Source organism: Brachybacterium sp. GCM10030268, from assembly GCF_042666305.1.
Lineage (GTDB): Bacteria > Actinomycetota > Actinomycetes > Actinomycetales > Dermabacteraceae > Brachybacterium.
Genome location: NZ_JBHTCW010000003.1, coordinates 60,384 through 73,104, shown reverse-complemented (window position 1 = coordinate 73,104; position 12,721 = coordinate 60,384). Strand labels below are relative to the sequence as shown.

Here is a 12,721-nt window from a genome sequence, read left to right as displayed (position 1 = left end):
AGCGGCAGGGAGGACGCGTCGGGCGGCGTGTCGGACTCAGCTCGCGCCGGCGCGGGCCTTCATGTGCGCATCCAGTGCCAGCGCGATCCGGGTGAGCAGGAAGTTCACGGCGATGTAGATGACCGAGACGACGATGTAGGTCTGGACCAGGTAGCGCGTGATCGAGACCATCGTCTTGCCCTGGAACTGCAGCTCGTTGACGCTGACCACGTAGCCGAGGGTGGAGTCCTTCAGCAGGGAGACCAGGGCGAGGATGAGGCTGGGCAGGACCAGGCGCACGGCCTGCGGCAGGATCACGGAGAGCATGGAGTCGCGGTGGCTGAGCCCGATCGCGGCGGCGGCCTCGTGCTGCCCCACGTCGACCGCCTTGATGCCGGCCCGGAACACCTCCGCGGTGGTTGCGGAGGAGACCAGGACCATCGGGATCGCGAGCATCCAGAACCGTGGGAACGTGACCCCGTAGGCGGGCAGAGCCAGTAGGAACCCGTAGACCACCAGCAGCATCGGGATGCCGCGGAAGAACTCGATCCACACCGTGCTCGCTGCGCTGAGCACCCGCACCCGCGACAGCCGCGCCAGCGCCAGCAGCAACCCGAGGGGGAAGGCCACCGCTGCGGCGACAGCGGTGACCTGTACCGTCCCGGCCAGCCCCTGGCCGAGGAAGGCGAGGTAGTCGGCCCGGAGGTAGACGACCCACTTGTTCGGATCCAGCTGCCCGTTGATCGCGAACTGCCGCAGTCCTGCCGCGAGCAGGCCGAGGATCGCCAGGATGCTGAGGATCGACAGCAGCAGGATCCGCCGGCGCCCCTTGGGGCCGGGCGCGTCGAACAGCACCTTGGTCGCGGTATTGCTCGTCGCAGCGCTCATGCCTGGGCTCCTGCCGTGACATCCAGAGCATTGCGGGTCCGGGAGCGGCCCGGCCGCTGCCCCGGGGAGACGGCGCGCTCGATGACACCGCCGAGCGCGGCGCCGCCCAGGGACATCGCCAGATACACGGTCCCGGCCACCAGGAACATGATCACCGCCTGCGCGTACTGGATGTTGAGGGTCTGGGTGACCCAGGTGATCTCACTGACCGAGATCGCCGAGCACAGCGCCGATCCGATCACCGTGCCGATGAAGACGTTCACCAGGGGCTGGACCATGGCTCGGAAGGCCTGCGGGAGCACCACGTGGCGCAGCGTCCCGAAGAAGCCGAGCCCGATCGACCGCGCCGCTTCGGCGTGGCCGACGGGCACCGTATTGATCCCCGAGCGGACGTTCTCGCACACGAAGGCGGCCGACGAGAGGGTCAGCCCCAGCACGCCGCACCAGAAGTAGGGCAGGCGCAGCCCGACGTCGGGGAGGCCGAACGCGACCAGGATCAGCAAGCTCAGCAGCGGGATGTTGCGGAAGATCTCGACGTAGACCGTCGCGGCCCAGCGCAGCGGCGGAATGGGGCTGACCCGGCACACCGCCAGCGCGGTGCCGACGACGAGCGCGAACAGGTAGCCGAGCACGACCAGCGCGAACGTGGTCGCGACACCCTCCACCAACAGGGGGATGTTCTCGCGGATGGCTTGCATGGGTCCCTCTCGAGATCAGGGGCGGGCTGACGGGCGGGGTGCGGCCGTCGGCCGTGCATGTCGCGGGGGCGGCCGGATCCCACCGTCTGGCCGGGCCGACGGGCTGGCCAGGTCCGTCGGCCGAGCGCGTCGGCCGGTGGTCGGCTCACGCCGGCATGTCGCCCGGGGTCGGGGGCTCGGGGGCCGAGCCATCCACGACCTCGCCGATGGTGGCGGCCCACAGCGCGTCCCAGGTACCGGAGTCGATGAGCTCCTGGAGGAAGGTGTTGACGAACTCGACGGCGTCCTCGTGGTCCTGCGAAAGGCCGATGCCGTACGGGTCGTCGACGAACGGTTCACCGACCACGGAGACCTCCGGGTCTGCGGCGGAGTTGCCCAGCAGCACGCCCTGGTCGAGGACGTACGCGTCGGAACGACCCTGCTTCAGTGCGGCGACGCAGGACTCGTTGTCCGGGAGGGTCTCGACCTCTCCCGGGTCGGTCACGAACTCTTCGATGGCCTGGATGCCGGTCGAGTTGGACTGGGTGACGAGGTTCTTGCCGGTGAGGTCCTCCGGGCCGGCGACGGTCTCGGCGTCCTCAGTCCGGACCTGAATGGCGGTGCCCGAGAGATAGTACGGGCCGGCGAAGTTGATGACCTCGAGGCGCTCGGGAGTGATCGAGTAGGTGGCGATCACGCAGTCCACGGTGCCGTTCTGGACCATGGTCTCGCGGGTCTCGACCGTAGTGTCGATGTACTCGATCTTGCCCTCGATGTCCTCGCCGAGGATGTAGCGGGCCAGCAGCTGGGTGATGCCCGCGTCGAAACCGGTGGGCTCGCCGCCACTGGTGCTGGCCAGGGAGAAGACCTGGTTGGCGAGGGTGCCACCACGGATCAGCTGGTCCTTGTCCTTGATGGCGCTCGCCCAGGCGCTGGCGGCGACGACGTCGTCCTCGGCGATCGGGCCGGAGGCGATGGCGTCGGTGAACGCCGAGCCTTCGGCGCCGCCGCCATCGGAGCCGCCGCCCAGTGAGGGGCCCTCACCCGTCTCGGAGGAGCAGGCGGCGAGGGCACCGAGGGGCAGGGCGGCAGCGGCCGCGACGACGGCGCGACGGCCGGGCCGGAAGCTGGTGCGGGTCATGGATCTCTCCGATTCTCGAGTCGCCCGTGGGGCGGGGTCGGGGCTGTGGGGTGGGGTCGGGGCTGGTGGGGCGTGGTCGCGGCTGACGGGGCATGGTCGCGGCTGGCGGGGCCGGGAAGGAGCCGGTGCGGCACGGCTGGTGCTGGTACGGCCGGTCAGTGGGGCAGGATCTTGCCCAGGAACGCCTTGGCGCGCTCGCTGCGTGGTGCGGTGAAGAACTCCTCGGGCTCGCCCTGTTCGACGATCTCTCCCGCATCCATATAGATCACGCGGTCGCAGACATGGCGGGCGAAGCCCATTTCGTGGGTCACCACCAGCATCGTCATGCCCTGCTCGGCGAGCTCGGTCATCACGTCGAGCACCTCGTTGATCACCTCGGGGTCGAGCGCCGAGGTGGGCTCGTCGAAGAGCATGGCTTTGGGTCTCATGGCCAGTGCCCGGGCGATCGCCACGCGCTGCTGCTGCCCGCCGGACAGCGCCGTCGGCAGCGAGTTCGCCTTGTCGGCGAGACCGACGCGCTCGAGCAGCTCCATGGCCTGCGCCTCGGCCTCCGCCTTGGAGGCTCCGCGCACCTTCCGCGGGCCGAGGGTGACGTTGTCGATCGCCTTGAGGTGGGGGAAGAGGTTGAAGGCCTGGAAGACCATGCCGACGTCGCTGCGCAGCTTGGTCAGCTCCTTCCCCTCCTCCGGCAGCCGCTGGCCGTCGATGGTGATCTCGCCGGCGGAGATCGTCTCGAGCCGGTTCAAGCAGCGGCACACGGTCGACTTCCCGGATCCGGAGGCGCCGATCAGCGCCACCACTTCACCGCGATGGATATCGAGATCGATGTTCTTCAGCGCCTGGAAATCGCCGAAGAACTTCTCCACGCCGCGCGCGGAGATCAGGGGCTCCCCGATCTGCTTCGATGCCTCCGGCCGCGTCGAACCCGTGGCTGTGCTGGTATCGGTCATAAGGGTGAGAATGCGGTGTCAGGAGGCGCCCTGTCCAGGCAGTGGGCATTCCGCTCACCGTTCGGAACAAGTTCGTGACCGGTGTTCACGCGATGACCGGAGGCCGGGTACTGGCGACATAGCGGGAGCCGTGGCCATATAGGCAACGGCTCCCGCTATATCGCCAGTTGTCGGGAGCGCCCCCGCCGGTCAGGGGTGGCGCGGCCCGGGCCGGACACCCGTTCGGGGACAGCGGCCCGGGCCGGGCACCCGTTCAGGGCCAGCGGCCCGGGCGGACTCGCCGCTCAGCGGTGGTAGGCGCCCTGGTAGACGGCGTCGAAGGGGGTGTGGCCGGCCTGGCGGTTCTCGATGGAGACGGTGACGATCTCCTTGGCCACCTGCGCCGCCTCGAGGGCGGTGGCGCCCTTGGCCAGCTCCGCGGTGACCGCGGCGGCCAGCGTGCAGCCGGCGCCGGAGACGCGCTCCTGGCCGATCTTGGGGCTGCGCAGCTCGACGACCTCGTCCCCGTCGTAGAAGATGTCGACCGCGTCGGACCCGTCCAGGACCACGCCGCCCTTGGCCAGGACCGTGACGTCGTAGGCCTCGTGGATGCGCCGGGCGGCCTCGGTGAGCTCCTCGACGGTCTCGATCTTCTCCATCCCCGACAGCGTCAGCGCCTCGAAGTGGTTGGGCGTGACGAAGGTGGCCAGCGGGAGGATCTTCTCCTTGAGGGCGTTGTCCGTGTCCAGGGCCGCGCCGGGCTCCTGCCCCTTGCAGATCAGCACCGGGTCGAGCACGACGTGGGTGAAGCTGCGCTCGCGCAGGGAGGCGGCGACGGTGTCGATGGTGACGGGCGTGCCCAGCATGCCGATCTTGACCGTGTCGATGTCGTGGACGGAGGTGGTCGCCTCGATCTGGTCCGAGATCACCTCCGGGGCGACGGGCACGAAGCGGTGGGCCCAGTCGTTCTTCGGGTCGAAGGAGACGATGCAGGTCAGAGCAGCGGTGCCGAACGTGCCGAGCTGGTGGAACGTCTTGAGGTCCGCCTGGGCGCCGGCGCCACCGGATGCTTCGGAACCGGCGATGGTCAGGGCGACGTGGGTCATGGGAACCTTCCTTCGATGCTGTGGGGCTTCGATCCTGTCGGGGGCGGTGCCGCGTGCCCCGATCGCGGCGCTGTGGCCACGACCCGGAGGTCGACGGGGGCGATGCACCCGTCACGGCAACGGAGACCGCGCGCTCCCAGGGTGCCGACGTCGTCGGCCCCGTCGCAGCGGCCTGGCCGTGCGCTCCCAGGGTCCGGGTGCACGCGAGTGGGCGGGTCGGCGACCACTCAGCATCCGGACCCGTCGCAGGCCGGGCCGCAAGCCTATCGCCTCGGGTACAGTGCCGTGCGTGCTGAGACCCCAACCGTCGACGGACACCGCGGATCCCACGCGATCCGGCGATGCCGCAGATCTCGGGTGTACGACGTCGTCGCTCGAGTGGGCAGGTTCCCTGGAATCCGTGCCGGCCCGTTCCGCCGCGCGCCGTGCCCGCGCGACGTCCCCGTCGGCACCGAGGAGGCCCCTGCGCGAGCGGGCCCGTGATCTCGCCACCGACCATCTGGGGTCGTCGATACGGTTCCTGCTCGTCGGCGGCATCGTCTTCCTGCTGGACGCGGCGATGTACAACCTGCTGGTGTTCTGGGAGCCCTCCGCCGGCTGGGGCCACGGGATCATGCACGGCCACCCCCTGACGGCGAAGCTGCTCACGATCGCGGTCGCCTCCTGCCTGACCTACCTGGGCAACCGGCTGTGGACCTTCGGGGACCGTCCCCGCCCGGACACCGCCCGCTCGATACTGCTGTTCCTCCTGATCAACCTGATCGCGGCCGGTCTGCAGCTGTCCTGCCTGGGCTTCTCGCGGTATGTGCTGGGCCTGGACTCGGTGCTGGCGGACAACATCTCCGGCACGATCATCGGCCAGGTCATCTCGACGTCGTTCCGGTACGTCACCTACGGGCGCTTCGTCTTCCCGCGGCGCTGAGACGGCCGACGGGCCGTGACGCGGCCGGCCGGCCTGCGGCGCGGCGCCCCGCGCGGCGCCCGGCCCCGCCCGGCGCCCGGCCCCGCCCGGCGCCCGGCCCCGCCCGGCGCCCTGTCCCGTCACACGCCGGCGCACCCCGGCACACCGACTCAGCCGGACTGCCCCGGCGATCCCGGTCCGTCTCTGACAGACTCGTGGCCATGGACACCACCGGCCCCTGGACCCGCGCCGCCGCCGCTGCCGGCCTGCTCGCCGGCGGCGAGGCCCGCCCCACCGTGTTCGCCCGCATGTCCGCGAAGGCCACCGAGCTCGGCGCGCTGAACCTCGGCCAGGGCTTCCCCGACGACGATCCTCCCGCCGTGGTGGCCGACGCCGCGGTGAGCGCGATCCGTGCCGGCCACAACCAGTACCCTCCGGGCATCGGCGAGGCCGCGCTGCGCGAGGCGATCGCCGAGCACCAGTCGCAGTGGTACGGGCTGCACTGGGACGCCGGCAGCGAGGTGCTGGTGACCACGGGCGCCACCGAGGCGCTGGCCGCGACCATCCTGGCCCTGGTGGAGCCGGGCGACGAGGTCGTGACGCTGGAGCCGTTCTACGACCAGTACGCGGCGCTGATCGCGCTCGCGGGCGGTGTGCATCGCACGGTCCCGCTGACCTCCCGCGCCGACGCCTCCGGCGACCTGGTGCTGGAGGTCGACGAGGTCGCTCTGCGTGCGGCCTTCTCCGACCGCACCCGCGTGGTACTGGTGAACACCCCGCACAACCCCACCGGCGTGATGCTGTGGGTCGGAGCGCTGCAGGCGATCGCCGAGGAGGCCGCCCGGCACGACGCGATCATCGTGACCGACGAGGTCTACGAGCACCTCACCTTCGGCCCGGCCCACCTGCCGATCGCCACCCTGCCCGGTGCGCAGGATCGCACGGTCTCGATCTCCTCGGCGGGCAAGACGTTCTCGGTCACGGGCTGGAAGATCGGCTGGATCACCGCCCGGCCCGAGCTGGTCACGGCCATCACCGGGGTCAAGCAGTGGCTGACCTACGCCTCCGGGGCGCCGTTCCAGCCGGCCGTGGCGGCAGGATTGGGCATGCCGACCTCTGCCTTCCAGGATCTCGCCGACAGTCTGCGTGCTCGCCGCGACCTGCTGACCCAGGGCCTGCGCTCGATCGGTTTCCGGGTCAGCGTGCCCGAGGCGGGCTACTTCACCGCGGCCGACGCCGCGCCGCTGGGCGAAGCCGACGCCATGGCTCTGTGCGAGCGGCTGCCCGAGGAGGCCGGCGTGGTCGCGATCCCGCTGTCGGCCTTCTACCGCGACGGCGCGGCCGGGGAGGCGAGCTCGTATCTGCGCTTCGCCTTCTGCAAGAGCCACGCCACGATCGAGCAGTCCCTGGAGCGCCTGGAGGCCTGGGCACGGCACCGCCGCTGACGGCGCCGAGGTCGGCTCATCCGGCCGCGACCCAGATCGAGCCGGCCCCTTCGGTCCACGGCGTGTACACCTCGAAGGTGCCGTCCCGGCGCGCTGTCGTCCTCGTGCCTCGTGATCCTCTCGCCGGGGTGGCCGGGACCGACCGCACGACGACGGCCCGCCTCCTCACCGGTTCTCCGGGAGCAGGCGGGCCCTCGTGGTCCGCGCGGGATCAGATCAGGTGGCTGAGATCCAGGCGGGGTCGCCGCTGAAGTCGAGCAGGCTGCTGACGGTGAACGCGCCGCCCTCGACCTGGTCCTCCGGCACCAGCAGCGGCACTTCCCATTCGCCGGTGCCGCCGTCGTAGAGCGTGCCCACGTCGAGGCTGTCCTTGGGCGCCACGGCGCTGGTGAGCGAGTAGCTGTTCCCGGCATCGGAGACGTACTCGACCAGGATCGAGAAGCCCGGCTCGAGGCTGTCATCGCCGTGGTACGTCGCCGTGATAGGCACCAGGATGTAGGTCTCGCCCTCGGCGGGCTCCTCGTTGTACGAGTTGGCCTCCAGGACCTCGTCGGTGGCGTCCCAGTTCGGCTCGCCGAGGGTGACGTCGATGGTGCCGCCGTCACCATCGTCGATGGTCACGGTCTCACCGAGTGCAGCCGGATCATCCTTCGTCGCGGCTCCCCCGGAGGATCCGCCCTGGGACTCCTCCTCAGTGGTCTCCTCCGCCGAGGTCTCCTCCTCGGTGGTCTCCTCCTCGGTCGGCTCCTCCTCGGTGGCCGCCTCCTCAGAGGTCTCCTCCTCGGTGGTCTCCTCCTGAGTCGTCTCGCCCCCGCCGCTTGTGTCCTCGTCGCCACCGTCGCGGGTGAACAGGAAGATGCCGCCGCCGACGATGACGAGCAGGAGCGCGAGGACCGCGCAGCCGGCGCAGATGATGATCGGGACCTTCGCGCCCCCGGACTTCTTCTCGCCGCCCTGCGGGGTGAAGCCCTCACCCGAGTCGCCGCCGAAGGACGGCGCGAAGGAGGCGTCCTGCCCGTAGCCGGCGTTCGGCGACGCCTGACCGTAGGGGGCATCCGCGGAGGCCTGACCGTAGTCGGCCTGCGGCGGCTGGCCGTAATCGCTCGGCTGCTCCTGGCCGAAGCCGCCGTTCGGGGACGGCTGACCGTAATCCCCGTACCCACCGTCCGGAGAAGGCTGCCCGTGGGAATCACTGGAGGGGGGCTGACCCCATCCGTTCTGCGGTGGCTGCGACATATCTTTTCCGGCGCGTAGACAGCGCCATCCCCTCTCTCCCGGTACGTCTGTGCGGTCCGACCCCTGGGCCTGACCGTCACATAGTACGGGGCGTGCCGACCGGGAGCGATGCCTTCGACATCGCTATCCGGTTACGAACGGGCGAGAGAAAGCAGTCCCGCAGAAGCTCGACGGCGGCCGATTCAGAGCCGCCCTGTGAACAGCTCCCCGTGGAAAGTCCGACCCACGGCACGCCGGGACGCACCGCTGACGTCGAGGTACGGCGTGATGCCGCCGCGATGGCGCGGGAAACCGGCTCCGAGGATCAGTGCCAGGTCGACCTGCTCGGGTCGCTGGACCACTCCGGCCTCGAGCATCAGGGCGATCTCCTCGGCCAGGCCGTCCTGGACCTTCTCGAGCAGGGCGTCGCCGACGGGGGCCTGCGCCGCGCCGGCTCCCCCGCCGTCGGCGGCGAAGACCTCCGCGACCGACGGCGAGACCGGCGGGTGGACGGCAGTCCTGCTGCGCTCGGTGAAGCGGGCACCCCGCTCGGCCATGGCGGTCAGCCCCGGGGAGGCGTGGAAACGGGCGCCGAGCTCGTCGGCCAGCACCGCGCCGACGTGGTCGGCGACGGCCAGGCCCACCAGGTCCAGCAGCTCGAGGGGACGCATCGGCAGGCCGAGCGGATCCAGGGAGGCGTCGACCTCCTGGGGATCGGCGCCGGCGTCGAGGGAGGCGAGCACCGCGCCCAGCACGCGGAACAGCAGCCGATTGACGATGAAGCCGGGTGCGTCGGCGCTGCGCACAGCGAACTTCCGCAGGCGGCGCACCACCTCCTGTCCGGTCGCCAGAGCAGCGTCGTCGGTGGCCTCGGTGTGGACCACCTCGACCAGCGGCATCTTGGCGACCGGGTTGAAGAAGTGCAGGCCCACCACGCGCTCGGGGTGCTCGAGATCCTCGGCCATCCGCGCGACGGACAGCGAGGAGGTGTTGGTGGCCAGCAGGGCGTCGGGGGCGAGCACGCTCTCCAGCTCGGCGAAGACGGACTTCTTGACCCCCAGCACCTCGGGGACGGCTTCCAGCACGAGGTCGCAGCCTTCGAGCTCGGCCAGATCGGTCGTGGCCGTCAGCCCACCGGCCACCCGGGTGGCGGTGTCCTCGTCGAGCTTCCCCCGGGCGGCGGCCTGGGCCACGACATCGCGGGCAGCCGCCAGGCCCTTCTCCGCGATGCTCTGGTCGAGATCGCGCATGACGACGGGGACCTGGAGCCCGAGGGCGAGCTGCGCGGCGATCTGGGAGGCCATCAGTCCGGCACCGGCCACGCCGACGCGGCGGATCTCGCGGGCGTCGTCGACCGGGGCGCGGCCGGGCTTGCCGCGGCGCAGCAGCTCGGCGGCGTACATGGAGGCCGCGGCGGCGTCGCTGCGGGCCAGCTCACCCAGGGCGGCGGCCTCGCGGTCCAGGGCGGCGGGCAGGTCGGAGCCGGGCAGCTGCTGGAGCAGTTCGAGGGCGCGGGCGACGGCGGGGGCTCCCTGCATCTCCAGCCGCGCCGCCCAGGTGCGACGGGTCTCGGCCGCGCCGTGCGGGGCATCGAGTGCGTCGCGCAGTGCCTCGGCCTCGGGGCTGCCCTCGGCGGGAAGCGGGACGGCGCGACCGGCCCAGGCACCCGGGATGGTCGTCTCCGCGGCCAGCCGGGTCTCCACGGCGGCCTCGGCCACCGCGGGGTCGACGATGTCGGTGTCGGCCTCATCGACGTCGATGTGCGCGGCGACCAGGGCGGCGAACTCGTCGAGCGCTTCGTCCAAGTCCGCGGCGAGCTCGTCGGCCAGTCCGGTCTCGAGGGCCTGGTCGGTGCCGAGCTGCTTGTCGCGGGCGGGGTCCTCGAGGATCATCCGGGCGGCGGTCTCGGGGCCGACGACGGACTGCAGGAGGGTGGTGCCGCCCCAGCCGGGCAGGATGCCCAGGCTGGTCTCGGGCAGGCCGATGCCGGTGACGCCCGGGGCGACGGTGCGCACGTCGGCCATCAGCGCCACCTCGAGGCCGCCTCCGAGGGCGGCCCCGTTGAGGTGGGCGAGGATCGGGACGGGGCTGGAGCGCACGCGGATCTGGAGCGCATGCGCGGCCCTCGTCATGGTCTCGACGCTCTCGAGCACGTCGGGGTCGGAGAACATCGAGAGATCGGCGCCGGCGAGGAACACGCGTCCGGAGCCGGTCAGGGCGATCGCCTGGATCTCGCCGGCCTCGGCGCGGTCCAGGGCGGTGGAGATCGCGCCGGTGACGGCGTCGAGCGAGCGCGGACCGAGGGTCGCGGGCCGCTTGTCCTCACCCTCCGGGGGCGCGAAGGTCAGCACGGCCACGGTGCCGAGCCCGGGGTGCTCGCGATCTGCGGTCAGGACTCGGGTGACGTGCTCGGTGTAGCTGCTCATCAGTGGCCTTTCGCGATCTCTTCGTCGAGTGCCGGCGGGCTCCGCCCAGTTGCCTGATACCGCCGGTTTCAGATAGATCATGCCTCAGCGCGTCGGCGGGTGTCCACCGCGCGCCCCGGCGGCGAGGCCCCGCCGCGGAGAGCCACCGTCGATCTCACGCGCCGTCGAAGTAGAGCACTTCCCCGTTGAACGTCTCGACGCCGAGCCGGAACCCTGCGACTTCCGGCTCGGGCAGGATGTAGATGCTGCGGAAGGTCGCGCTCTCCCCGTCGCCGAGCGGCTCGATCGCCTCCATCGGGTCCGGGACCAGTCCTTCGGCGGCATCCTGGTAGTAGGAGCGCTCGGATTCGCCGGTCAGCCACAGCTCCTCGACGGGGGCGAGCCGGCCCGGCCCGTCGTAGCGGACCTCGAAGGTCACCATGACCATGCGGAAACCGTCCTCGACGACGTCCTCACCGGCCGCCCCGGGCAGGGTGGCCTCGGTGTCCACGTCCGTCGGGGTGACGCTGATGGTGCCGTCGGACCACGTGCCCCAGGAGACGGTGTGCTCGCCGACGGTCGCCGGGTCGTCGAAGCCGCCGGTCCCGTCGGTCACGGGCCGGCCTGCCGAGTCGGTGACCTCGCCGGGCTCTCGCTCCTGATCGGTCTCCTGCTCCGACGGGGTGGCCGCGGGAGGCTGGGCAGGTGCCGGCTCCCCGGTGTCGAGCAGCCGCACGGCGCCGCCGACGACCAGGCCGACGGCGGCGAGCATGCCGACCACCTGCAGGGCCACGATCGCGACGATCGCCCAGGGCGGGATGCCGCCCTCCCGGCGGGCAGGGCCGCGGTGGGATGGGTCCCGGCTGTCCGGGCCGCGGAGAGCTGGTTCTCCGCGGGCCGAGTCCCCGAGAGCCGCCCCGGGCGGCCCGCCGTCCCCGAAGGCGCTGAGCCTCTCGGGACCTGAGGGGTGGCCGTCGGCGCCGTAGTCCGGCAGCCCGAGCGGTTCGTCGTCGGCGAGTGGTTCCGTATCGGACGGGACCGGGGAGGGGTCCCGGTCCGCGCCGGTCGGAGGCGGCCACTGCTGTGCCATGACTCGAGCATAGGCGCCTCGGGCCCGCGACACTCCCGGTGTGCTCAGGTGGCATGACGAAGCGCGAGGCATCGAAAGAGGTGTGACCGTGGTGAGCAGACGAGGCGCACCGAGCGCTGCTGCCTGCGGCGCGCAGCCGGCGCTCCGCCGTCGAAAGCGCTGTGTGATGGAGGTCGTGGTCGAGGTAGCGGTGGCCGACGGGGGGTATTCGACTCTGGACCTGCGGCCCTTCACCGGTTCGAACGGCACGGATGAGGGGTCCGTGGCTGATCTCGACCCGTCGTTGGACCCTGACGGCAGGATCTCAGTGGAAACGCTCGCTGAACGCTACTGACGGAAGGACCGCACGCCGCTCTCGTGCCTTCCGTGGTCAGGCCTTCCGTGGTCGGTGGGATCGGGCACCGCTGAGGGGCGGGCACGACCGGAGCACATGGCATGCTGGAACTCGACCCGTGTGGAGAGGTGGGGGAACGTGGTGAGTCGACGAACTGTGCTGGGGTCCATCACGGGCCTGCCAGCGCTGCTGCTGGCTGCCTGCGGCCCGACGGACGACGGCGTCACTGACCAGCTCATCGCCGCCATCTCGGAGATCCCCGATGTCGATTCCGTCGAACTCGAGATTCGTCGCGGTGCCGAGTTCGGCGTCGGTCTCTCGGGGACGGTGCACATATCCCCGGGAACGGGTGGACCGGTCGATGTCTTCGATGAGGCAGTGGGCGCGATCGCCCGCGTGGCTGCTCGGGAGAACGGGTACGACCACTTGGACGTCTCGTCGTTCACCGGTCGGGACGGTGGCGAAGAGATCACGGTCTTCAACCTGGACCACGAGCTGGTACCGGACTCGCGAGTGCGCATCGAGCTGCTGTACGAACGATACGGCCTCGCCTGACAGCGGTGATGACGCGCAGCGCCCCGAAAGTCCCGGCGAGATCGTCTGGACTCCGG

11 protein-coding genes are annotated in these 12,721 nt (G+C 71.1%); 3 read left to right on the top strand and 8 right to left on the bottom strand.

Annotated features, from left to right (window positions below):
* Positions 1-36: 36 nt before the first annotated feature.
* From ACFQRD_RS06235 to thiD, 5 genes are all read right to left on the bottom strand, one after another.
* Entirely contained in the window at positions 37-867 is an 831-nt protein-coding gene (locus ACFQRD_RS06235) for an amino acid ABC transporter permease (protein WP_377020196.1), read from the bottom strand.
* A complete protein-coding gene (locus ACFQRD_RS06230; protein ID WP_377020195.1) occupies positions 864-1,565 on the bottom strand; it encodes an amino acid ABC transporter permease in 702 nt (233 codons plus the stop codon). Before ACFQRD_RS06230 ends, ACFQRD_RS06235 begins: the two co-directional genes overlap by 4 nt.
* A 145-nt stretch (positions 1,566-1,710) precedes the next feature.
* On the bottom strand, positions 1,711-2,685 hold the full coding sequence (locus ACFQRD_RS06225; RefSeq protein ID WP_377020194.1) for a glutamate ABC transporter substrate-binding protein: 975 nt from the start codon (positions 2,683-2,685) through the stop codon (positions 1,711-1,713).
* Between the two features lie 155 nt (positions 2,686-2,840).
* Positions 2,841-3,635, bottom strand: coding sequence for an amino acid ABC transporter ATP-binding protein (locus ACFQRD_RS06220; protein ID WP_377020193.1), 795 nt, complete (start codon positions 3,633-3,635; stop codon positions 2,841-2,843).
* Positions 3,636-3,919: 284 nt separating this feature from the next.
* On the bottom strand, positions 3,920-4,720 hold the full coding sequence (gene thiD, locus ACFQRD_RS06215) for a bifunctional hydroxymethylpyrimidine kinase/phosphomethylpyrimidine kinase (RefSeq protein ID WP_377020192.1): 801 nt from the start codon (positions 4,718-4,720) through the stop codon (positions 3,920-3,922).
* A gap of 289 nt (positions 4,721-5,009) precedes the next feature.
* Here thiD and ACFQRD_RS06210 point away from each other — a divergent pair, with 289 nt between their 5' ends.
* Complete coding sequence (locus tag ACFQRD_RS06210) at positions 5,010-5,642, top strand: GtrA family protein (RefSeq protein ID WP_377020191.1); 633 nt, start codon at positions 5,010-5,012, stop codon at positions 5,640-5,642.
* A 200-nt stretch (positions 5,643-5,842) separates the two neighbouring features.
* The gene (locus tag ACFQRD_RS06205; RefSeq protein ID WP_377020190.1) at positions 5,843-7,066 is read left to right on the top strand and encodes an aminotransferase class I/II-fold pyridoxal phosphate-dependent enzyme; all 1,224 of its coding nucleotides are present in this window, start codon (positions 5,843-5,845) and stop codon (positions 7,064-7,066) included.
* Between the two features lie 216 nt (positions 7,067-7,282).
* Here ACFQRD_RS06205 and ACFQRD_RS06200 read toward each other — a convergent pair whose 3' ends face one another.
* From ACFQRD_RS06200 to ACFQRD_RS06190, 3 genes are all read right to left on the bottom strand, one after another.
* Positions 7,283-8,302 (bottom strand): hypothetical protein, encoded by a 1,020-nt coding sequence (locus ACFQRD_RS06200; protein ID WP_377020189.1) that lies wholly within the window; start codon positions 8,300-8,302, stop codon positions 7,283-7,285.
* 182 nt (positions 8,303-8,484) lie between these two features.
* A complete protein-coding gene (locus ACFQRD_RS06195) occupies positions 8,485-10,707 on the bottom strand; it encodes a 3-hydroxyacyl-CoA dehydrogenase NAD-binding domain-containing protein (RefSeq protein ID WP_377020188.1) in 2,223 nt (740 codons plus the stop codon).
* Between the two features lie 154 nt (positions 10,708-10,861).
* Positions 10,862-11,776 (bottom strand): hypothetical protein, encoded by a 915-nt coding sequence (locus ACFQRD_RS06190; RefSeq protein ID WP_377020187.1) that lies wholly within the window; start codon positions 11,774-11,776, stop codon positions 10,862-10,864.
* Positions 11,777-12,251: 475 nt separating this feature from the next.
* Here ACFQRD_RS06190 and ACFQRD_RS06185 point away from each other — a divergent pair, with 475 nt between their 5' ends.
* Positions 12,252-12,665, top strand: a complete 414-nt coding sequence (locus tag ACFQRD_RS06185) for a hypothetical protein (RefSeq protein ID WP_377020186.1) — start codon at positions 12,252-12,254, stop codon at positions 12,663-12,665.
* The last annotated feature ends 56 nt before the right edge of the window (positions 12,666-12,721 follow it).

Bases quoted from the DNA above. Each gene is read 5' to 3' on its own strand.
- ACFQRD_RS06225 (WP_377020194.1), bottom strand. From the start codon at position 2,685: ATGACCCGCACCAGCTTCCGGCCCGGCCGTCGCGCCGTCGTCGCGGCC.
- ACFQRD_RS06190 (WP_377020187.1), bottom strand. From the start codon at position 11,776: ATGGCACAGCAGTGGCCGCCTCCGACCGGCGCGGACCGGGACCCCTCC.
- ACFQRD_RS06230 (WP_377020195.1), bottom strand. From the start codon at position 1,565: ATGCAAGCCATCCGCGAGAACATCCCCCTGTTGGTGGAGGGTGTCGCG.
- ACFQRD_RS06235 (WP_377020196.1), bottom strand. From the start codon at position 867: ATGAGCGCTGCGACGAGCAATACCGCGACCAAGGTGCTGTTCGACGCG.
- ACFQRD_RS06195 (WP_377020188.1), bottom strand. From the start codon at position 10,707: ATGAGCAGCTACACCGAGCACGTCACCCGAGTCCTGACCGCAGATCGC.
- ACFQRD_RS06220 (WP_377020193.1), bottom strand. From the start codon at position 3,635: ATGACCGATACCAGCACAGCCACGGGTTCGACGCGGCCGGAGGCATCG.
- ACFQRD_RS06200 (WP_377020189.1), bottom strand. From the start codon at position 8,302: ATGTCGCAGCCACCGCAGAACGGATGGGGTCAGCCCCCCTCCAGTGAT.
- thiD (WP_377020192.1), bottom strand. From the start codon at position 4,720: ATGACCCACGTCGCCCTGACCATCGCCGGTTCCGAAGCATCCGGTGGC.
- ACFQRD_RS06205 (WP_377020190.1), top strand. From the start codon at position 5,843: ATGGACACCACCGGCCCCTGGACCCGCGCCGCCGCCGCTGCCGGCCTG.